Source organism: Caballeronia sp. SEWSISQ10-4 2 (assembly GCF_030464885.1).
Classification (GTDB): Bacteria; Pseudomonadota; Gammaproteobacteria; order Burkholderiales; family Burkholderiaceae; genus Caballeronia.
Genome location: NZ_JALPRJ010000001.1, coordinates 17830 through 38816 on the forward strand (window position 1 = coordinate 17830; position 20987 = coordinate 38816).

Annotated in this window: 16 protein-coding genes; 8 read left to right on the plus strand and 8 right to left on the minus strand. The window is 59.4% G+C overall.

From position 1 onward, the window contains the following. Positions 1–292: 292 nt before the first annotated feature. From M0D69_RS00095 to xth, 3 genes are all read left to right on the plus strand, one after another. Positions 293–868, plus strand: a complete 576-nt coding sequence (locus M0D69_RS00095; RefSeq protein ID WP_301780083.1) for an NADPH-dependent FMN reductase — start codon at positions 293–295, stop codon at positions 866–868. Between the two features lie 110 nt (positions 869–978). Further along, the gene (locus M0D69_RS00100) at positions 979–1839 is read left to right on the plus strand and encodes a fumarylacetoacetate hydrolase family protein (RefSeq protein ID WP_301780084.1); all 861 of its coding nucleotides are present in this window, start codon (positions 979–981) and stop codon (positions 1837–1839) included. A gap of 660 nt (positions 1840–2499) precedes the next feature. Next, on the plus strand, positions 2500–3276 hold the full coding sequence (gene xth / locus M0D69_RS00105) for an exodeoxyribonuclease III (RefSeq protein ID WP_301780085.1): 777 nt from the start codon (positions 2500–2502) through the stop codon (positions 3274–3276). A 161-nt stretch (positions 3277–3437) separates the two neighbouring features. Here the strand turns inward: xth and ntrC are convergent, their stop codons facing one another. The 3 genes from ntrC to glnA all read right to left on the minus strand — a co-directional run bounded on the left by ntrC (position 3438) and on the right by glnA (position 7816). After that, positions 3438–4943: a nitrogen regulation protein NR(I) gene (gene ntrC / locus M0D69_RS00110; protein ID WP_301780086.1), complete on the minus strand. Its 1506-nt coding sequence runs from the start codon at positions 4941–4943 to the stop codon at positions 3438–3440. A gap of 144 nt (positions 4944–5087) precedes the next feature. Then, complete coding sequence (gene glnL / locus M0D69_RS00115) at positions 5088–6233, minus strand: nitrogen regulation protein NR(II) (RefSeq protein WP_301780087.1); 1146 nt, start codon at positions 6231–6233, stop codon at positions 5088–5090. A 167-nt stretch (positions 6234–6400) separates the two neighbouring features. Next, the gene (glnA, locus tag M0D69_RS00120; RefSeq protein WP_047896391.1) at positions 6401–7816 is read right to left on the minus strand and encodes a type I glutamate--ammonia ligase; all 1416 of its coding nucleotides are present in this window, start codon (positions 7814–7816) and stop codon (positions 6401–6403) included. Between the two features lie 366 nt (positions 7817–8182). On the opposite strand from glnA, the gene M0D69_RS00125 reads away from it, so the two are divergent. Beyond that, entirely contained in the window at positions 8183–8647 is a 465-nt protein-coding gene (locus tag M0D69_RS00125; RefSeq protein WP_301780088.1) for a rhodanese-like domain-containing protein, read from the plus strand. A 35-nt stretch (positions 8648–8682) separates the two neighbouring features. Here the strand turns inward: M0D69_RS00125 and M0D69_RS00130 are convergent, their stop codons facing one another. The 4 genes from M0D69_RS00130 to M0D69_RS00145 form a co-directional block, all read right to left on the minus strand. Next, positions 8683–9495, minus strand: coding sequence for a molybdopterin-binding protein (locus M0D69_RS00130; RefSeq protein ID WP_301780089.1), 813 nt, complete (start codon positions 9493–9495; stop codon positions 8683–8685). 21 nt (positions 9496–9516) lie between these two features. Next, on the minus strand, positions 9517–10374 hold the full coding sequence (locus M0D69_RS00135) for an EI24 domain-containing protein (RefSeq protein ID WP_301780090.1): 858 nt from the start codon (positions 10372–10374) through the stop codon (positions 9517–9519). Positions 10375–10549: 175 nt separating this feature from the next. Next, positions 10550–11575: a sterol desaturase family protein gene (locus M0D69_RS00140; protein ID WP_301780091.1), complete on the minus strand. Its 1026-nt coding sequence runs from the start codon at positions 11573–11575 to the stop codon at positions 10550–10552. Between the two features lie 87 nt (positions 11576–11662). Further along, positions 11663–12676: a beta-propeller fold lactonase family protein gene (locus M0D69_RS00145; RefSeq protein WP_301780092.1), complete on the minus strand. Its 1014-nt coding sequence runs from the start codon at positions 12674–12676 to the stop codon at positions 11663–11665. Between the two features lie 534 nt (positions 12677–13210). Here M0D69_RS00145 and bamE point away from each other — a divergent pair. Then, positions 13211–13723 (plus strand): outer membrane protein assembly factor BamE, encoded by a 513-nt coding sequence (gene bamE / locus M0D69_RS00150; RefSeq protein ID WP_301780093.1) that lies wholly within the window; start codon positions 13211–13213, stop codon positions 13721–13723. A 60-nt stretch (positions 13724–13783) separates the two neighbouring features. Here the strand turns inward: bamE and hrpA are convergent, their stop codons facing one another. Beyond that, positions 13784–17950, minus strand: a complete 4167-nt coding sequence (hrpA, locus tag M0D69_RS00155) for an ATP-dependent RNA helicase HrpA (protein ID WP_301780094.1) — start codon at positions 17948–17950, stop codon at positions 13784–13786. A gap of 559 nt (positions 17951–18509) precedes the next feature. On the opposite strand from hrpA, the gene M0D69_RS00160 reads away from it, so the two are divergent. The 3 genes from M0D69_RS00160 to M0D69_RS00170 all read left to right on the plus strand — a co-directional run bounded on the left by M0D69_RS00160 (position 18510) and on the right by M0D69_RS00170 (position 20778). Further along, positions 18510–18743 (plus strand): hypothetical protein, encoded by a 234-nt coding sequence (locus M0D69_RS00160; RefSeq protein ID WP_301780095.1) that lies wholly within the window; start codon positions 18510–18512, stop codon positions 18741–18743. A gap of 294 nt (positions 18744–19037) precedes the next feature. Beyond that, positions 19038–20408: an amino-acid N-acetyltransferase gene (gene argA, locus M0D69_RS00165; RefSeq protein WP_047896385.1), complete on the plus strand. Its 1371-nt coding sequence runs from the start codon at positions 19038–19040 to the stop codon at positions 20406–20408. 94 nt (positions 20409–20502) lie between these two features. After that, entirely contained in the window at positions 20503–20778 is a 276-nt protein-coding gene (locus M0D69_RS00170; RefSeq protein WP_047896384.1) for an oxidative damage protection protein, read from the plus strand. The last annotated feature ends 209 nt before the right edge of the window (positions 20779–20987 follow it).

Here is a 20987-nt window from a genome sequence, read left to right on the forward strand (position 1 = left end):
GACCGATGCCTTCATCGGTCGCTTTTCTGAACAGCCCGGAACACGTAGCCCATCCAGACCGTGGACGACACCGATCGCCCATGCTTTCGTGCAATATATTCCCCATAATGGGAATATGTCAAGACGGTACTCACCTCCTTCGGTGACTGTCCTGCCTCACGGAACAACAGCCTCGAAGGCGAAAAGAAATGCGACTTCCACGGAAGTCTTTGGATTTCAGTTGAAATATTCCTATTTTTAGGAATAAACTGGCGACTGCATGATCTTCTGAGCACACATCTGGAGAATTTAAATGGCTGATCAACCTGTTTTGCTTGGAATCTCGGGAAGTCTGCGCAAGGCTTCGCTCTGCACGGCAATCCTGCAAAACATCGCTGGCCTCACTGAGAGCCGCGCGACACTTGAAATTTTTCCGCTCGACGCTGTGCCCTTGTACAACCAGGATCTCGATAACGAATCGCCTCCCGAGTCGGTGACTGCCCTGCGGCAGGCAATCGAACGCGCGGCAGGTCTGGTGATCGTCACGCCGGAATACAACTACGGCATGTCCGGCGTCCTGAAGAACGCGCTGGACTGGGCGTCCAGACCCTACGGAAAATCAAAACTGAAAGGAAAATCCTTCCTGACGCTCTCGGCATCGCCGGCCTTCACGGGAGGAGTAAGAGCACAGGCGCAACTCAACGAAACACTGCTCTCGAATGCTGCATTTCTCGTGCTGCGTCCGCAGATCGTCATCGGCATGGCGCATGAAAAAATACGGGACGGCCGGGTCGTTGATCAGGAAACCACACGATTTCTTTCCGACGGATTAAACGATCTGCTCCGCGATATCGCCGGCAAGACAACAGTCGCCGATCGGGAAGCCTGAGCCGTCCCGTAACAGCTATTCGTTCACCGTGCTTGCGTATCGGTATCTATGGCAAACGTCCGGGATAGTCCCGGCAAAGTCGTCGCCTCAGTCGACGCAATGGAGATAGCATGAAACTTCTGTCTTACGAGTTCGAAGGCGCTGCCCGTCTAGGGGCGCTCGTTGATGACGGTGTCGTCGACATCGGCAGGCGGCTCGGCGTGAACAGCTTGCGCCAATTGCTCGAGGCCGGGAAGCTTGCGGCGGCGGCTGAATTTGAGGGGGCACAACCCGACCACGCTCTCGGCGACGTGGTCTTCCTGCCGCTTATCCCTGACGCTGCCCATTTCTATTGTGTCGGCGTTAACTATGCGGACCATTTGAAGGAAGTTCAGGATGCCGGCATCGCACGCCCGAAGCCGAAGCACCCATCGCTGTTTCCCCGTTTTCCGGAATCGCTGGTCGCGCATGACCAGCCTCTGCAGATACCCAAGGTATCGGACGAATTCGACTACGAAGCAGAACTGGCCGTGGTCATCGGAAAAGGTGGGCGCTATATCGACGAAGCCGACGCATTGAGCCATGTCGCCGGATATACCTGCTTCAACGACGGCAGCGTGCGCGACTGGCAATATCATTCGAGCCAGGTCACCTCAGGCAAGAATTTCTGGCAAACCGGTGGCCTCGGTCCGTGGCTTGTCACGGCAGACGAGATCCCCGATCCGGGTTGCCTTGACATCAAACTTTTGCTCAATGGCAAGACCCTTCAGGACAGCAATACCCGCCACCTGATCTTCGGTGTCGCGCAAATCATCGCTTATGCGTCGGCACTCATACCGTTAAAACCGGGCGATGTCATTGCCACTGGAACACCATCTGGTGTGGGCTTCTCCCGCACGCCGCCGATTTTTATGAAAGCCGGCGACATTTGCGAAGTCCAGATCGAGAAAATCGGTACCTTGCGGAATATGGTGGAGAAGGCAGTCGGGTAATCCGTTCGCCGCGCAGGCTGCCGCTGAAGCAACGCCATCGCCTCGTAAGGCAACAGGCTGATCGTGAACAGCAATGTCAGACCTGATTTGCACGCGGTCCCGGGTAGAAATACGGTTGATCCAGCCGGAGGGTCAGTGCGGCGGAACAACCGCACGATCGCATTCCTCGATATGAGCCGGGCCATCGTTCTAGTTTTTCCGTGCGATCCGGCACTTTGATGTCCGCTCGGCATCCATAAGGCACCGCTCGATTGACTGCGACTCAGGTCGCGTCGTCGGACAACTAGCCACTCGATTGATGTTTCCCGGATCATTCATTGCAGGTGGGGCGCAGCGTCAAGCTATGTCTCCGTCCCGCGAGGCTCGTGGCACCGCCAATTCGCGCCGTCAAATTTCAGAACCGCTATCGGAGTAACATGGCGCAATTTCTTGGTAAAGCGGAATGAGATGATTACCAACTGCCGAGTCCGGCCGACGACTATAGGTCCGGGAAGAAACCCTGTGATTCCGCCTGGGACGCCACGACTAGCCTGCGACGCAGGGCCGGCGTGGCGTGTGAGCTCTGAGTATTGGCACCACACGTGAAATCGTATATCAATACGTATATCACCCGCTGAACCAAGCAACATATCTACTTATAATCAACGTATTACGTCATTGATGAAAATCGCCACCTGGAACGTCAACTCACTCAAAGTCCGCCTGCAGCATGTCATCGACTGGCTGGCGACGAGTGGCATCGACGTGCTGTGCCTGCAGGAACTCAAACTCACTGACGACAAATTCCCTGTCGCTGAACTCGCGGCCGTCGGCTACAAAAGCTGGTTCGCCGGCCAAAAGACCTACAACGGCGTCGGTATTCTGGTTCGCGACGGCCTGAGCGTCGACGAGACCACCATCGTTCGCAACATCCCCGCGTTCGAAGATCCGCAGCAACGCGTGATCGCCGCGACCATCGAAGGCGTGCGGATCATCTCGGCCTACTTCCCTAACGGCCAGGCTCCAGGCACCGAAAAATTCGCCTACAAGATGCGCTGGCTCAAGGCGTTGCGGGACTGGATCGAGGGCGAGATGAAGACCTATCGGCAACTCGCGCTGCTGGGCGACTACAACATCGCGCCGGAAGATCGGGACGTCCACGATCCGAAAGCATGGGAAGGCCAGAACCTCGTCTCGCCGGAAGAACGCGCCCATTTCGTGCAGTTGGTAGAACTCGGTCTTACCGACACCTTCCGCAAGTTCGAGCAGCCCGAGAAGCTTTATACGTGGTGGGATTACCGGATGCTGGGATTCCGCCGCAACGCAGGGTTGCGCATCGATCACATTCTGGTGACGGCCGAACTCGCCGCACGCTGCACGGCGTGCGAAGTGGACAAGGTGCCGCGAAAGTGGGAACAACCGTCGGATCACGCACCGGTGATCGCAACGCTTGGCTGAAGGGGCGATGGTTCTAGAGGCAGAGCGCTAGCGCAAAAGCTGCGCCAAGCGCTTGGGCAATGGCTGGACCGAACACGTGGACGCTTAAGGCTCATTGCTAACGCACGCTTAAAAACGCGCGGCGAAGCGTCGCCAGGCCCGCCCCGCCGCGAATATCGCGATCAAGCGTCCAGATGCAACTCCTGGATCTTGCGCGTGATCGTATTCCTGCCAATCCCCAGCCGCTCAGCCGCTTCCACTTTCCGGCCGCGCGTGAAGTCGAGTGCCTCACGGATCACCGCAGCCTCAAACCGGCGCGCGAGTTCGTCCATGACATCGGCGGTATTCTCGCGCAGCAATCTCGCGACCTCGGTCCGCAACCCGTTTTCCCACACGCTGGCGGGAATGCCGGCAAGCGGTACGCCGAGCGAAGCCGGCAAACCGCTTACGCCGCCCGGCAGGGTCGCGTTCGACCCACCGCCCATTTCCACGACCGACGCTGTCAGCGCCGTGCTCTCACCGGCATATTCCTGAGTCGGCGTGAGATCGGGCGGCAAATCCTTTTGTTCGATCGTCTGCGCCGGCGCCATCACGGTCAGCCAGTTACACAGGTTTTCAAGTTGCCGGACGTTGCCGGGAAACGGCAGCGACGCCAAAAACCCAAGCGCATCTTCCGATACGCGTTTCGGCTCGACACCCAGATCACGCGCGCTTTTTTGCAGGAAATGCCGCGTCAGCAGCGGAATGTCTTCGCTGCGCTCGCGTAACGCGGGCAAGCGCAAGCGAATGACGTTCAGCCGGTGATACAAGTCCTCGCGAAACAGGCCTTGCCGCACGCGCGATTCGAGATTCTGATGGGTCGCCGCAATCACGCGGACGTTCGCCTTCAACGGGTTATGCCCGCCCACGCGATAAAACTGCCCATCGGATAACACACGCAACAAACGCGTCTGCAGATCGAACGGCATATCGCCGATTTCATCGAGGAACAGCGTGCCGTTTTCCGCCTGCTCGAAACGCCCCTGACGCATGGCCTGCGCACCGGTGAACGCGCCACGTTCGTGGCCGAACAGCTCGGACTCGAGCAGGTCCTTCGGGATCGCGGCGGTGTTCAACGCGATGAACGGTCCGTTCGCGCGCGGGCTATGGCGGTGCAACGCGCGTGCGACAAGCTCCTTTCCGGTGCCTGATTCGCCCGTGATGAGCACGGTGGCCGCGGAATGCGACAGACGGCCGATGGCGCGGAACATGTCCTGCATCGCCGGCGCCTGACCAAGCATTTCGGGCGCTTCAGTGAGACTGTTGTCGTAAGCCGCTTCGCCACGCATGCTTTCATCGACGGCGCGCCGGATCAGCTCCACCGCCTTGTCCACATCGAACGGTTTCGCCAGATATTCGAACGCACCACCCTGGAATGCGGCGACGGCGCTGTCGAGATCGGAGAACGCCGTCATGATGATGACAGGCAAACCGGGCAACTTGTCGCGCACGGTCTGCAACAATTCAAGGCCCGAACCGCCCGGCATGCGGATGTCGGACACGAGCACTTGCGGACTCTCCTGTTCAAGCGCCGTCAGCGCGTCGCGGACGCCGGAAAAACTGCGCGTGGCGAAGTTCTCTCTTGCGAGCGCTTTTTCGAGCACCCAGCGGATGGATTGGTCGTCGTCTACTATCCAGATCGGCTTCATATAGTTCGGCGAGATGTCTTCGTGTGGTTCGGTATAAGCCCGTCGAAACGGTCAGGCGCACTAGCGCTTTTCAAAATGTCGATGAACCCTCGTAATCGATTCTTGACTCCGTGCTTCGGTGCTTCGTCCTTCATATGAGCAAGCTCACCCTTCGAACGGCAACAAGATGGTGAACTCAGTGCAACCCGGCTTGCTTTCCACTTCGATCAAACCATCGTGCTGCTGCACGAAAGTCTGCGCGAGCGTGAGGCCCAATCCGCTGCCGTCTTCTCGTCCGGACACGAGCGGATAAAAGATCCGGTCGCGTATTTCTTCCGGAATGCCGGGACCGTTGTCAGTGATATGCAAGTCCAGTGCCAGTTTGTGTAAGCGTTTTCCAATCGTCACTTTGCGCGCAATGCGCGTACGCAATTCAATACGTGCATCGCCTTGCGAAATACGTTCGCGCAGCGCTTCCGCCGCGTTGCGCACGATGTTGAGCAGCGCCTGGATAAGCTGCTCCTTGTCGCCTCGCAAATCAGGGACGCTCACGTCGTAGTCGCGCTCGAGCGTCAGGCCGCGTGGAAATTCCGCGAGGATCACGGCGCGCACGCGCTCGCAGACTTCGTGAATATTCACATCGCCGACAATATGAGGATGCCGGTGCGGCTCAAGCAACCGGTCGACCAGCGTTTGCAGCCGATCCGATTCCTTGATGATCACCTGCGTGTATTCGCGCAATTCATCGCGTTCGCGCGCACCCAACTCGAACTCGAGCAGTTGGGCAGCGCCCCGAATGCCGCCAAGCGGATTCTTGATTTCATGCGCGAGATTGCGAATCAGTTGCTTGTTGACTGCAGTCAGATCGTGAATACGCTCTTCGCGGTCAGTCTTCAGATGCCGCTCGTTCTCGAACAGTTCGAGCAACACGTAATTCGGTGCAACTTCCAGATACGCGACAATCGCGTGAATGTGCAGCGGCTCGCGGCCGGGACGCTCGAGCACGGCGTCAAGATGCGTCGCGTTAAAACGATGATCGGCAATCGACGCAATGGTCGTGACCAGTTCGTCTGCATTGGCGAACAGTTCGGGCCACGCGGTTTGAGCCAACTGCTTGCGTGAGCGCTCGAGCATGGCTTCCGCCGACGGATTCGCAAACGCGATCTTGAGGGTCAGCTTGTCCAGCACGAGCACGACTGTGGGCAGCGCTTCCATGCCCGGCAGTAAATGAGTAGCGACGAGCGCTGCGTCGTCGGACAACGAGTTGTCGGGAGGACTCTTTCTCGCCTTGATGAGATTCTTGAGAACCATCGTGCAGTGAGACCCCGTCTTGAAACTTGTCAGGAGAAGCGCCGGCGATTAAAAAAAGGGACGGCACGCCGTCCCTTTTTCGTTCATCCGACACTTCTGCTTCGCGTCACACGACGCGCTTCTCCGTGATACGGCAACCAGAGAAGCGCGCACGCCATGTAAGACGCTTACAGCGAGTAGTACATTTCGAACTCGATCGGATGCACAGCCTGGCGATAGCGCTGCAATTCGGTCGTCTTCAGTTCGATATACGCGTCGAGCATCGAGTCCGTGAACACGCCGCCAACCGTCAGGAACTCACGGTCAGCGTCGAGCGCGTCGAGCGCCTGGTCCAGACCGGAACACACGGTCGGGATCTTTGCATCTTCTTCCGGCGGCAAGTCGTACAGGTTCTTGTCCGCTGCTTCGCCCGGGTGGATCTTGTTCTGCACGCCATCCAGACCGGCCATCATCAGCGCCGAGAAGCACAGGTACGGGTTCGCCATCGGATCCGGGAAACGCGTTTCGATGCGGCGGCCCTTCGGGTTCGACACGTGCGGAATGCGGATCGAAGCCGAACGGTTCTTCGCCGAGTAGGCGAGCTTCACCGGTGCCTCGAAGTGCGGCACGAGACGCTTGTACGAGTTCGTCGACGGGTTCGTGATCGCGTTCAGCGCGCGAGCATGCTTGATGATGCCGCCGATGTAGAACAGCGCGAATTCCGACAGGCCTGCATATCCGTCACCGGCGAACAGGTTCTTGCCGTCCTTCCAGATCGACTGGTGAACGTGCATGCCCGAGCCGTTGTCGCCAACGATAGGCTTCGGCATGAACGTCGCCGTCTTGCCGTACGTGTGCGCCACGTTCTGGACGATGTACTTCAGTTGTTGCGTCCAGTCAGCGCGCTGAACCAGCGTCGAGAACTTGGTGCCGATTTCGTTCTGGCCCTGGCCCGCCACTTCGTGGTGGTGCACTTCGACCGGAATGCCGATCTGCTCGAGCAACAGGCACATTTCCGAACGGATGTCCTGGAACGTGTCGACGGGTGAAACCGGGAAATAACCACCCTTCGTGCCCGGACGGTGACCCGTGTTGCCACCTTCGAATTCCATCGACGACGACCACGGCGCTTCTTCCGAACCAACCTTGACGAAGCAGCCCGACTGGTCCGCGCTCCAGCGCACCGAATCGAAAATGAAGAATTCCGGCTCCGGGCCGAAGAAAGCAGCGTCGCCCAGACCCGAGCTCTTCAGGTACGCTTCAGCGCGCTTTGCCAGCGAACGCGGATCGCGTTCGTAGCCCTTGCCGTCCGACGGTTCCACGACGTCGCACGACATCACGAGCGTCGACTCTTCATAGAACGGGTCGATAAACGCGGTGTCAGCGTCCGGAATCAGCAGCATGTCCGACGCTTCGATCCCCTTCCATCCGGCGATAGACGAACCGTCGAAAGCGTGGCCGCTTTCAAATTTGTCTTCGTCGAATGCCGAGACCGGCACCGAAACGTGTTGCTCTTTACCGCGCGTGTCGGTGAAACGGAAGTCGACAAACTTGACGTCCTCGTCCTTGACGAGTTGCATGACGTCGGCCACGGATTTGCTCATTACCTATCTCCTGATTAACAAAAGTCGACGAACATCCATTCGCCGCCTAACCGATTCGAAACCATCGGCAAAGTCAAAAGCAGCTTCCATGCCAAGTGCACCAATGTTGCGCTAAGCGATTGAAGCTGCGCGCTTTTTCGGGGAAGCACCATCACCCTTCAAGGGGCTTACTCGATCAAAGTCGTGTCGCAATGCACATTTTAGGTGCATGCAATTGTGGGACCCATTACGTTAGCACTGATTCAGGGCAATTTAAACGCTTCGCACCAGCCCGATGCGTCCCCCGCCTCAAGCAACCGAGCACGATCGGACCGCTATCAGCACGCTAGAATGCCTGATTAAAATGTCCGATTGGAGACCCTGTCCATGAGCACGCTCGAGCAGTTGTACGCCCAGGCCATACATCGCGCCGATCAAAACCAATTGCCTTACGCGGGCGCCATTCTCCCCGCCGAGGCCTTCGAGCTTCTGCAACTCGACCCCTCCGTTCGTCTGGTCGACGTGCGCACGCGCGCCGAGCTCGACTGGGTGGGCCGCCCTGCCATCGATACCGCGCAATACTCGCACATCGAGTGGATTCAGTATCCGGGTTCGGTTCCCAACCCAGTATTTATCCAGCAGTTGCGCGAAGTGGCCGCGCCCGACACGCCTGTCCTGTTTCTCTGCCGCAGCGCTGCACGCTCGAAACTCGCAGCCGTCCTGGCCCAGAAAGAAGGTTTCACCAAGGCCTTCGACCTGCTCGAAGGCTTCGAGGGCGACAAAGACGGACAAGGTCACCGCAAAACCACTTCGGGATGGTGCTTCCGCGGTCTGCCCTGGATCGGCGCGTAAAACTTTTAGCGCAACGGCCGACCTCGTAGCGGCGTCTAAACCGCTGTGCCCGGCTCGACCTCGACCATCTCACCCCCGAGCGCCGCCACGCCCTCGCGCAGCCTGGCGAACGCGGCATTCGCCGCTTCCGGCTCACCTTTGACGCCCAGATCGATGTGAGCGCGCTCGAACACCGGTCCGCGCGCCGCGTCGCCAACGCTTGGCAGGCTGAAGACACGCACCCCGGTGAAGTCGCGTTCGATCGCCTCCATCAGCGGCGTGATACGCGATTCCGGCAGTCCGAAGACCAGCACCGACCGCTCGACATAAGGTGTCGCGTGATGCAAGTGTGCGTATTTCGTGTCCAGCACCCATTCGATCATCGGCCACGCCATGACAGGGAAACCGGGCACGAAATGGACATTCCCGACTGAAAAGCCGGGAATCCGGTTGTAGCTGTTCGGAATGATGCTCGCACCCTTCGGGAACGTGCCCATGTTCAGCCGATGCAGGTTTTCCGGCAACTCCAGATCGACCGGCTTGTCGCCCGCTGTTTCCCGTATGCGCGCGCGGATCAGTTCTGCGGCTTCCTGATGCAGTTCGAGCGGCACACCGAGCGCGGCGGCGGCACACTGCCGCGTGTGATCGTCGGGCGTGGCGCCAATGCCACCCGTCGAAAACACGATGTCGCCGGACGCGAAACTCCGTTTGAGCGTGGCTGTAATGCGTTCCCGGTCGTCGCCTATATATTCCGCCCAGTCGAGCGCCAACCCGCGTGCCGACAACAATTCGATAACTTTCGGCAGATGCTTGTCGGTCCTGCGACCGGACAAAATCTCATCGCCAATGATGACCATGCCAAAGCCCATGAATGCTCCCTGATCTTGAAATTAGCCGGAAATTCGGAATTCCGGTGGCTCGCCGGGACCGCCCAGCGGCGGCGCGACAGCAGCCGTTTCCACACGCAGGCGTTCGAGCGCGTGCAGGCAGTAATGTGCGAACCAAAGCGCCGAGAAAACGAGAATGAACGCGTAGATCCAGATGGTCACGGCCGCGACGACTGGAAACAACGGCAGCAGCCAGACGGACCACGCCCACAGCATGGTCGGCAAGGACCCGAGCAGGCCGCTGATCACGCCGATACCCAGGAGAGGCCAGCGCGCGCGCCGCACGATAGCCCGCCGCTCCTCCACGCTCGCGTGCAACGCGAGCGCGTCATACGTCATCACGCGATAAGTCAGCCAACCCCAGAGCAGAGGCGGAATGATCGCGAAAAATGGCGGAATCAGCCACAGCGGCAGCGTCACAACCAATAGCACCAGACAAACGAGCGTCGTGATGACTGAATGCCCGAGACTCCCGTACCAGGAGCCGCCGCGCCGCATTTCGAGTGCCGCGTACTGGCGCCGCGTGAGCAGCTTGAGCACTGACGGCATGGAAAGCGTCGCGATGAGCAACAAAATAGTCACGACGATCAACGGGATCGCCATGATCACGATGAAAAACGGCGCAATCACCGCGTGCAAAGCCGAGAACCCGATGGAATCGAAGAGCCGGTACATTGCCGACGTGAACGCCCAGCCGTCGAGCCAGTCACGCGCCGCGCCCGTCAGCGTTTGCCAGGAGAACCACAGGACAGCGCCCCACACGGCAGTTGCCACGGCAAATGGCATGAACGTCAGCCACAGCATTCTCGGGTGAAAAGCGTTCGCGAGCGCGCGCACGAACGAACGCAGCAAGTCATTCATGCAAGGATCGTTTGAAGAGGAAAGAAGACAGGATAAACCAGAGAGCGTTTGCCGCGCTGCTCGTCCGGATGGCTAACGCTGCAGGCTAAAACAGGAGCGCCGGCGGGCGGCCGGCGACAAGGTCTGAGGCAGTGCGTTGCGGTACGTTATGCACGCGTCGGACCCAGACCGCAGATCACACAGCGGCCGCGTCCGAATCCGAACCTGGAGCGCTGGTTGCCCGATTCGACGCAATGCGCGCCCCGATGCGTTTAAACGCAAGCCAGTGCTGCTCGATAAAGCTATCGCCGTAATTGCAGCCCGGCGCGCCGTTCACCGCGAGCTGATCGCGAATGCCGGTAGGTTCGAGTTCGCGATTCCACGACACGCTCCTGAAAAGCATGTCCCACCACGGCAGCAACACGCCGAAATTGCACCCGTAAGCGGTGCCTTCGTGGCCATAACCGACCGCGTGATGCCGCCGGTGGAACGTCGGGCTGACGAGCAAACGCTCGCCAAGCCAGCCGTAATGTAACCGGATATTGGCGTGTTGAAGGCTTTGCATCAGATTGGTGACCGCCACGAGCACCACGAACTGCGATGGTTGCACGCCGATCACCAGCGCCACGGTGGCGAAAAATCCAGCCTGCAAAATGTCGTCGAGCAAGTGGTTACGATCGTCGGACCACAGCGACATCTTTTGCTGGCTGTGGTGAACCGCGTGCAGCTCCCACCAGATACCGATCCGGTGCTCCATCCGGTGATACCAATACCCGGCGAAATCGAGCACGACAAGATAGATAGCGAACGCGACGAGCGGCTGGGAGGTCACGCCCGGCCAAAGGTTGTCGAGATCGATGTTGGCGATGTTGTGCAGCCGCAGCCAGCTTTGAAAGCTGTCGAAGAAAGGCTGGAAGGTGAAGAAAAAGAACAGGTTCAGGAGCCCGAGCTTGACGATCCATGTGTAAAGCGCGTCCACGCGCACGCCCTTGCGATCCGGCCACTTCTCAGCGGGCCGCAACGCTTCCAGCGGACGCAGGATGGCGTACATGGCGAGCACCTCCAGTACACCCACGATCACCCAATACAGCGCGTCGTAGGTGCCCTCGTCGTAACCCATCAAGCCGGTTTTGAACATGAACGGCTGCACCAAGTCGATGTAAAGCCACGTCTGTACGGTCGAGACGAAGCTGTCGAAAAGGGAGAAGATCGAATGAAACATGGTGCTCCGGTACAGGGTGCTGCTTGCTAGTCAATCCGCGATTCACGCGCAGGGAGAGATTTGCCCTCCCCGGCCCTACGCGCGCGCCTAGCCGCCATTCGGCCCGGTCACTGGCGCGCGATCGAAAAAGTAGATCCCGTGCGGCGACCGGCCGACAGCGATCGTCTGGATCAGTTTGCGATTGGTCATATCAATGATACCGATATGCTTCGCGAAGCGGAACGTCACCCAGAGATAGCGTTTGTCAGCAGAAAGTTCCATGTCGTCGGGTCCTGGCATCAGACCGGTGATGTCGCCAACGTTCGTCAACGCATCTTCGTCGATGATGCTGATCGTGCTCGCCACACGGTTGGACACAACCACATGCTTGCCGTCCGCGAGCGAGCGGAAATTGTGCGCGCCGTTGCCTGTCTTGATCGTCTTGACGATCTTCTGCGCCTGCCAATCGACAACCGCTACGTAGTCGGCGCCGGTCATGCCGACGAGCAGGTATTTGTCGCCGGGGGTCATCCAGAGGCCAGCCGGCACCTTGCCGACCTTCATCTTCCACTTGATCGTCTGGGTCGCCAGGTCGATTGCCGCGACTTCGCCTGAAACCTGCAGCGAAATAAATGCCGTCTTGCTGTCGTTCGTGAACGCGATATGGCTTGGCATGACCGCTAGCGGCAAGCGCTTCGCAATCGAAATGTTCGCGCCGTCGTAGCGATAGATATCCACGCGGTCGAGCCGCAATCCGGTTGAGACGAACCACTTCTTGTCCGGCGAGAACCCAACCTGATACGGATCCTCGATGTTCTCCACCCAGCGCTGCGGCTTGCCCGTCTTCGGGTCGACGAACATCAGGTTGTTCGACACCGAATTTGCCACGATCAGGGACGCGTTGTCGGGCGTCGCCATTAGATGGTGCGGCTCCTTGCCCGTCGGGACGGTGGAAACGACCTGATGAGTGGTCTGGTCGATAAGGCTCAGCGTGGCCTCACCGGAATTCAGCACGATGACGTTGTTGGCGCGCGCAGGCGCGGACAATGACAAGGCGGCGACGATCATTGCAGCGCCGGCAGCGGACGCGCGAACGAGACGGATAGGGAAAGAGTTACGCATGAAAGCTCAGGTCGGAAAACAGCGGCCATTGTAGAACGTTTGCGCCCATCGAAGTGTTGATCCAAAAGGGAGTTTTCTGCGTTTTTTGGCATCCGCGGCACAAATGCGACGGCGGCCGCCCTGAAGCGTCGTTCTCGCGAGTGGGAGCGTACCTATTAAGAGTGAATTGAGAATAAGCCGCGATGGCGCTCTCGACCAATCGCATCGCACAGAATGAAGCGACAACATTTCACGTAATTTTTCATTAGTTTGCATTCCAAAGTTTATGTAGTGCAATCCGATATTTTTTAGGAAAGATCGTGTATTTCACAAGCTCAATAAACGGGATCATCCCGAGCTTCTGAGTCCGAAGCGTAGCAATGCAGGAAGGCTGTCCGACGCCCGATCGGGCCAGAATTTACGAGGCGGAAGATCCTCGTTCCAGGGAGTGTTCGCGTTCAGGTGTCTTCCTATTACGTTAGGCAGGCTCGGACGCGATGTATTCCATCGATCCATCCGACATGTATTTGTCAAATTGTTAGACATCCTTCTTTCATGAATAGAATCTTTAAAGCAATCTGGAACGAATCCTCAGGCACCTGGGTTGATGACGGTGGCCAGGATCAACTGGTATTCCCGGCAGTCGAATCGGCGTCGAATCGCGGCGCCAGCTATCGGTCGACCGATGCCCTGCGCAAGCTCAAGCCTGGCATGAACAAGCCCCAGATTGCCAGCCTTCTGGGTCGTCCGCAGTTTCATGAGGGGTTCTTTGGCGTGCGCGAATGGGACTACGTGTTGAACGTGACGAACGACGCAGGTGCGCTGCAAATGGTGTGTCAGTTGAAGACAGTGTTTACGTCGCATGACGAAGCGGGCAATTTCTATCGCAAATGCGGCGACAGCGTGGAAACGCTGACTGACGGCAAATGGCAGAAATACCAAGCAACTCGACAGGATGCGCAAACGAGTGGGCAAGTTAACGCTCAGGCCGCCACCCAACCTAGCGTTCTGGTAGCGACGCCCCTGAACCTTGAAGTCGTCCAGACCTCGAGCGAATCGGCGAAGTAAAATCTTGTAGAAACCGGAAAGCGCGAGACTTGCTTCAGCAGGTCCCGCGCTTTTCTCAGTTTACCGCTGCATCGATTCCCACACCTTGTACAAGCGCTTGACCGATATCGGCATGGGCGTACGAAGTTCCTGCGCAAACAGCGACACGCGCAGTTCTTCCAGCAGCCACCTGTACTCACTCAATCGCGCATCCGCCACACCACCGCGTTGTGCAATCGCCCGCTGATAGTTTTGCAGCAGCGGCGCTATCTCCGCCGACAACCGCGCGTCTCTCACCGCATCGGCTTTGAGCTTTTCGATACGTAAGGCCATCGCGTTCAGGTACCGCGGAAAGTGCGATAGCTGCGTGTACGGCGTATCGATAACAAAACGCTTGCCGATCAACGCATTCAACTGCGCGATCATGTCCGTGTATGGCGTGCCGAACGACTTGGCCTGTGTCAACTTCTTCGATACCGACGCGTACTCGGACAGGATCTGCCCCGCCAGGCGTGCGATCTCCTGCGCGAGCAAGGTCAGCCGGCTCTTCCCCTGATCACGTCGCGTGTAGAAATCACCATCGTTATCAGGCAGCGGATCTTGCAGGCACGCGCGATCCAATGCCGTTTCGATAATCTGACTCCCCAACTCCTCTTGTGTGCCCAGCGCCATGTATTGCAACGACATCTCGCGCAAACCGCCGAGATTACGCTCGAGATAGCGAATCGGTTCACGCAACTGCAGCGCGAACAATCGACGCAAACCCGCCCGATGAATCCGCGCCGCTTCCTCCGGCGAATCGAACACTTCGACGTCGCAATGTGTGACCCGATCGACGAGCGCCGGATAGCCAAAAAGCGTCTGGCCGCGCCGCCGAATCTCCAACAGTTCGGGCAGCTTGCCGAAGTCCCACGTGGTCAGGTTTTCGTACAGCGCGGTGCTGGAACTGGAACCGGACGAATCGGATGTTGAGGCGGCTCGCGTGACCGGTGTCGCTACATCATTGCCGCCATCCAACGTCGCGCCCGCAGCCAGCTTCTGAAAATGCTGCTGCGCCTGTCCGCCAAGTTCAGTTCGCAATTGCGCCAGATTGCGGCCCATCGCGAGCTGCCGGCCGTGTTCGTCGATGACCTTGAAGTTCATGAACAAATGCGCCGGCAAAGTTTCGAGCTTGAAGTCCGACGGTTTCATCGCGATCTGCGTTTGCTCGCGAATGTCCGCGATCAACGCTTCGAGCAAACCGCCCGCGCCGAACGTCTTGCCGCTATGCCGCTCGACCACGCCGGCCGAGAACTCGGGCAAGGGCACGAGATGCCGCCGCAACTTCTGAGGCAACGACTTCAGCAGCAACTGTATTTTCTCTTTCAACATGCCGCGAACCAGCCACTCGGAGCGGCGTGCATCGACTTGATTCAGACCAAATAGCGGCACGGTCAGGGTCACCCCGTCGCGTGGAGAGCCCGGCTCGAAGTGATAGGTCAGCGTCATTTCGATGCCGGCCATCGTCATCCGTTTCGGAAACAGGTCGGTCGTGACGCCGGCCGCTTCGTGACGCATCAAGTCGTCGCGCGACAGGAACAAGAGACGCGCCGCGCCGTCCTTCTTCTCCTCATCCCGATACCAGCGTTCGAACGCCGCGCCGGAATAGATGCCCTTTGGCACAAGTGAATCGTAGAAAGCGAAAATCAGTTCATCGTCGACGAGCACGTCCTGGCGACGCGACTTGTGTTCCAACTGTTCGATATCCGCCAGCAGCTTGCGGTTGTGCGCAAAAAACGGCAGCTTCGTCTCGAACTCACCGTCAACTAGCGCACCGCGAATAAACAACTCGCGTGCGCGCACCGGATCCTGCTTGCCAAAACTCACACGACGTCTTGCATAGACCGTCAGGCCATGCAACGTCGCGCGCTCGAAAGCTGCGACCTGCGCCGCCTTCTTTTCCCAATGGGGTTCCGAGATCGATTTGCGCAGCAAATGCGCGCCGACTTGCTCAAGCCATTCCGGTTCGATTTTCGCGATGCATCGCGCATACAACCGGCTCGTTTCGACAAGCTCCCCTGCCATCACCCAGCGCCCGGCTTTCTTCAACAGCGCCGAACCCGGCCACAGATAAAACTTGATGCCGCGTGCGCCGAGGTAATACGGCTCGTCGTCGGCTTTCAGGCCCACGTTGCCGAGCAAACCCGTCAGCAAAGCGAGATGAATCTGCTCGAACGTGGCTTCGGATTCGTTCAGGCGCCAGCCGTGTTCGCGCACGACAGTCAGTAATTGCGAATGCACATCGCGCCATTCACGCAGACGCACGTGATTCAGGAAGTTCGCGCGGCAGGCGTCAGTGAGCTGCTTGTTCGATTTCTTGTGCGCGATGGCGTCATCGAACCATGTCCACATCCGTGTCCATTGAAGGAATTCGGAGCGCTCGTCGGCGAATTTCTTGTGCGCCTGGTCGGCCTGCTCCTGCGCCTCGATCGGCCGGTCGCGCGGGTCCTGAACCGACAACGCGCTCGCGATGATCAACACTTCGCGCAACGACTGATGGTCGCGCGCGGCAAGAATCATCCGGCCAACGCGTGGATCGAGCGGCAAACGCGCCAGCTCGCGGCCGAGCGGCGTGAGGGCGTTGTCGTCATCGACAGCGCCGAGCTCGTTCAAAAGCTGATAACCGTCGGCGATCGCGCGGCCCGGCGGCGGTTCGAGGAACGGAAACGTCTCTATGGCCGTCAGGTGCAGCGACTTCATCCGCAAGATCACCGAAGCAAGCGAGGACCGCAGGATTTCCGGATCGGTGAAACGTATTCGAAGGTTGTAATCGTCTTCTTCGTAGAGACGAATACACACGCCGTCCGCCACCCGCCCGCAACGGCCTGCGCGCTGATTCGCCGAACTTTGCGAAATCGGCTCGATCTGCAACTGCTCGACCTTGTTTCGATACGAATAGCGTTTGACGCGGGCAAGCCCGGTATCGACGACATAACGAATCCCCGGCACCGTCAGCGACGTTTCCGCGACGTTCGTCGCCAGCACGATCCGGCGCGTGTTCGATGTGCGGAACACCCGCTCCTGCTCGGCGGCGGAAAGGCGCGCGAACAGCGGCAGGATTTCCGTGTGCGGCGGATGGTGCTTGCGCAACGCTTCGGCAGCGTCGCGGATTTCGCGCTCGCCGGGGAGGAACACGAGGACGTCGCCGGGACCTTCGCGGCAGAGTTCATCGACGGCGTCGACAATCGCTTCCATCAAGTCGCGATCGTTTTCGCGCTGGGTCTTTGGGCGATCCGGACGATCCGGACGGTCTTTTTGCGACGTTCCCGACGTCGTTCCCTGCGCAGCCTTGATGGCCGGACTGTCTTCCTCGACCGGCCGATACCGCACCTCGACGGGATACAACCGCCCGCTCACTTCAATGACCGGCGCGGGTTTTTCATCGCTGCCGAAATGGCGCGCGAAACGGTCGGCATCGATCGTCGCCGATGTCACGATCACCTTCAAATCAGGCCGCCGCGGCAGGATTTCGCGCAGATAACCCAGCAGGAAATCGATGTTCAAGCTGCGCTCGTGCGCTTCGTCGATGATGATCGTGTCGTACGCGGCGAGCATCGGGTCGGTTTGCGTTTCAGCGAGCAAAATGCCGTCGGTCATCAGTTTCACCGACGCGCCGGGCGAGAGGTTGTCCGTGAAACGGACCTTGTAGCCGACTACCTCGCCGAAAGGCGTACCGAGTTCTTCCGCGATCCGCCGTCCTGTCGCCGATGCCGCAATCCGCCGCGGCTGCGTATGGCCGATCAGCCCTGTGCCGCCCGCCCCGAGCCCGCGCCCGAGCGCGAGACAGATTTTTGGCAGTTGCGTCGTCTTGCCGGAACCCGTTTCACCGCTCACGATCACCACTTGGTTCGCCTGGATCGCGGCAGCAATTTCGTCGCGCCGGGCGGAAACCGGCAGCGCTTCAGGGAAACGGATTGGCGGAATGGGGTTCGGTTCGACTACGCGGCGCGGGCGTGGGGTGTCGCGTTGTTGAGGACGCGCGTCGGGGCGTGTGGCGTCGGGTTGCGGGCGAGCGACTCGCCCGGCGGCGTCAGGCTGCGAGCGAGCTGCGAGCCGGGCAGCGTCCGCTGGGGGACGCGCAGCAGGCCGCTTAGGATCGCGTTCTGGTCGGCGGCGCTGTTGCGCATTTTCTGGTGAGTGTCCGTCTTCCTGCTCGCGAGTGTCGCTCGCGCCCGGTTTCTGATCGCTTCGATTGTTCGCAGGTTGCACATGAGCGCTAACCACCGGTTGCACGATATCGGTGCGTTCACCAATGCGGGATTCCTGCGTACGTTGAACATTTGCGTCCTGTAAAGGACGCTCACCGCCGACGCGTTGTTGTACAGACGCATCGGCTGGCTTATGAATCCGGGGTTTCCGCTGATCGCTTCGCGGCCGGGTATCTGAAGCTGACCGTTCGTCCGTTTTTTTCGCCGAACCGCCAACCATCGCCGCGGTTTGCGCTTTCGTTTCAGGTTCGCGCCGCAGCGACGTTTCGATGGCTGGCTTCCCCTGCTGCCCCGACCCAACCCGGGAAACGCGGTCACTGCGCGGTACGTTGAAACTGGCAGCCGACGCAACGTTGGCGCCACTGTTCGCAGCCCCCGGACTTCTCGAACCACCGGTGGACACACGTTCGTCCCGCGCCGTCGTTGGCGTCGTTGGCGTCTTCACTGCATCGGTTCGTTTTGTCGCCGGGGCGCCCTCCTGGGTACCGACACGCACAGTCGCGCTTTCACCACGCCGCTCGGAGGCCGCAGCAGGAGCCGGAGAACTGGAGGGGATTATCTTGCCGGACGACAAAGACAATGACGCCAGCGCTGACAGCGACGATAACGAAACCGCGCCGCCGCGCTCGTCTTTTCGCGCCGAACCTTGCCGCGAGGCGGAAGACGCGGAAGACGCGGAAGACGCAGAAGACGCAGAAGACGCAGAAGCAGACGTAGAACCGGACGAACCTTTCGGTTCACTTCGGGAAGAAGAAAAAGACGGAGAAGAAGAAGGCGAAACCGCCCCCTTCTGAACGCTTTTTTTCGATGCTTGCTGACCAGCAGCCGAACCCGCAGCGGAACCGGACGCCGCACCGCCCGCTGCTGCCCCCGACACCCCTGCAAACCGCCGCGCAGCCGCTTCCTTCTTGCGATTCGAGGCGCTTTCAGCACCGCCTCCCGCGTCATCTTCGCCATCGCTTTCGCGCGCCGCTGCATCGCGCAGCAGCGCTTCACGCAGCTTTTTCAACTGCTCCTGGGGGTCAAGCTTGTCCGCATCGGCGGGACGTTTGGAAACATTCGGCATAGCACGGCATTATAATCCCGGCATGAATTCTCAAACCGACCTCCCCGCCGCGCCTCCGCCGGTTACGACCGAGCCCGAAGCGCCTGATGACCACGCCCAGTTCGTCGACTGGATGCGCTCGGTCGCCCCCTATATCCACGCGTTCCGCAACAAGACCTTCGTGGTTGCGTTCGGCGGCGAGCTGGTGCAGGAAGGACGTCTGAACGCACTCGTCCAGGACGTCGGGCTGCTGCACGCCATGGGCATCCACGTCGTGCTCGTGCACGGTTCGCGACCCCAGGTGGAAGAGCAGTTGAATCTGCACGGCGTGGAATCGGAGTTTTCGCACGGCTTGCGCATCACCGACGCCCGCGCGCTCGAATCCGCGAAGGAAGCCGCCGGCGAAGTGCGCCTCGACATCGAAGCGGCGATCAGCCAGGGCTTGCCGAACACGCCGATGGCGCACGCGCACATCAGCGTCGTATCGGGCAATTTTGTGACAGCGCGGCCAGTCGGCATCCTGGATGGCGTCGATTTCCAGCACACCGGCGTGGTGCGCAAGATCGACGGCGATTCCATTCGCCATTCGCTTACCAGCAGCAAACTCGTTCTGCTTTCGCCACTCGGCTTTTCGCCGACAGGCGAGGCGTTCAATTTGTCGATGGAAGATGTGGCGTCGGCGGCGGCAATTGCACTGCGCGCCGACAAGATCATTTTCCTCACCGAAACCCCTGGTCTCGTCGATGAAAACGGCGAACTAGTGCGCGAAATGTCGCTGGACGATGCCTACAGGCTGCACGAAAGCGGTGAATTGCAAGGCGACGCCGCGTTTTACCTGAAGCACACCATTCGCGCCTGCCGTGGCGGCGTGGCGCGGGCGCACATTATTCCCTACGCGCTCGACGGCAGCATCCTGCTGGAATTGTTCCTGCACGATGGCGTGGGCACGATGATCTCGTACGAGAACCTCGAAAGCCTGCGCGAAGCGACACCGGATGACGTCGGCGGGATCTTGACGCTGATCGAGCCGCTGGAAATGGACGGCACGCTCGTGCGGCGCGGCCGGCACCAGATTGAACGCGATATCGACCATTTTTCGGTCATCGAGCACGACGGCGTACTGTTCGGTTGCGTGGCGCTGTATCCGTACACGCAGGAACGCATCGGCGAAATGGCTTGCCTGACGGTCTCGCCCGAAGCGCAAGGTTCCGGCGACGGCGAACGTTTGTTGAAGCGCGTCGAGCAGCGTGCGCGCGCCCGCGGCCTCACGCATATCTTCGTGCTGACCACGCGGACCGAGCACTGGTTTCTCAAGCGCGGCTTCGTGAAGGTGACCGTCGACGATCTGCCGGAAGACCGCCGCCGGCTGTACAACTGGCAACGCAAATCGCTTGTGCTGATGAAGCAGCTTTAATCACTCTATTTGGAGACGTCCGTCGGACGAAGGCGCCAATTAACGCGCCGCTCGACACGAGGCGTCCAGCTACCCCGCTACAGGAGAATGACAGATGGCTCGAATGGTTCAATGCGCGAAGCTCGGCAAGGAAGCCGAAGGACTCGACTTTCCGCCGCTGCCGGGCGAACTCGGCAAGCGGATCTATGAAACGATATCGAAGGAAGCGTGGCAAGGCTGGCTCAAGCAGCAAACCATGCTGATCAACGAAAATCGTCTCAACATGGCTGATCCGCGTGCGCGTCAGTACCTGTTGAAGCAGACGGAAAAGTACTTCTTCGGCGAAGGCGCCGACACCGCCCAAGGCTACGTGCCGCCGACGCAGAGCTAGTCGAACCACGCCGTTCCGGACTAGTTTCGGTCGACAAAAAGCCGGTCTTTCGAGGCCGGCTTTTTCATTTCCGAGACCGGGGTCCAAGGTCCCCCGCAGCCCACCGGTTTGCGCATCGTCTGGCATCGTGCTAACATCTCCCCCTTTCCAACTGCAATTCAAAGTCAATTTCTTAGCAATGACGCGCCTGAAGCATGCTTTCAAGCGCT

Excerpts from the sequence above, each read along its gene's own strand:
- M0D69_RS00135 (WP_301780090.1), bottom strand. The coding sequence starts at position 10,374 with ATGAATGACTTGCTGCGTTCGTTCGTGCGCGCGCTCGCGAACGCTTTT.
- ntrC (WP_301780086.1), bottom strand. The coding sequence starts at position 4,943 with ATGAAGCCGATCTGGATAGTAGACGACGACCAATCCATCCGCTGGGTG.
- M0D69_RS00100 (WP_301780084.1), top strand. The coding sequence starts at position 979 with ATGAAACTTCTGTCTTACGAGTTCGAAGGCGCTGCCCGTCTAGGGGCG.
- M0D69_RS00145 (WP_301780092.1), bottom strand. The coding sequence starts at position 12,676 with ATGCGTAACTCTTTCCCTATCCGTCTCGTTCGCGCGTCCGCTGCCGGC.
- M0D69_RS00095 (WP_301780083.1), top strand. The coding sequence starts at position 293 with ATGGCTGATCAACCTGTTTTGCTTGGAATCTCGGGAAGTCTGCGCAAG.
- bamE (WP_301780093.1), top strand. The coding sequence starts at position 13,211 with ATGAATAGAATCTTTAAAGCAATCTGGAACGAATCCTCAGGCACCTGG.
- glnL (WP_301780087.1), bottom strand. The coding sequence starts at position 6,233 with ATGGTTCTCAAGAATCTCATCAAGGCGAGAAAGAGTCCTCCCGACAAC.
- M0D69_RS00130 (WP_301780089.1), bottom strand. The coding sequence starts at position 9,495 with ATGGGCTTTGGCATGGTCATCATTGGCGATGAGATTTTGTCCGGTCGC.
- argA (WP_047896385.1), top strand. The coding sequence starts at position 19,038 with ATGAATTCTCAAACCGACCTCCCCGCCGCGCCTCCGCCGGTTACGACC.
- M0D69_RS00140 (WP_301780091.1), bottom strand. The coding sequence starts at position 11,575 with ATGTTTCATTCGATCTTCTCCCTTTTCGACAGCTTCGTCTCGACCGTA.
- glnA (WP_047896391.1), bottom strand. The coding sequence starts at position 7,816 with ATGAGCAAATCCGTGGCCGACGTCATGCAACTCGTCAAGGACGAGGAC.
- M0D69_RS00125 (WP_301780088.1), top strand. The coding sequence starts at position 8,183 with ATGAGCACGCTCGAGCAGTTGTACGCCCAGGCCATACATCGCGCCGAT.
- xth (WP_301780085.1), top strand. The coding sequence starts at position 2,500 with ATGAAAATCGCCACCTGGAACGTCAACTCACTCAAAGTCCGCCTGCAG.
- M0D69_RS00170 (WP_047896384.1), top strand. The coding sequence starts at position 20,503 with ATGGCTCGAATGGTTCAATGCGCGAAGCTCGGCAAGGAAGCCGAAGGA.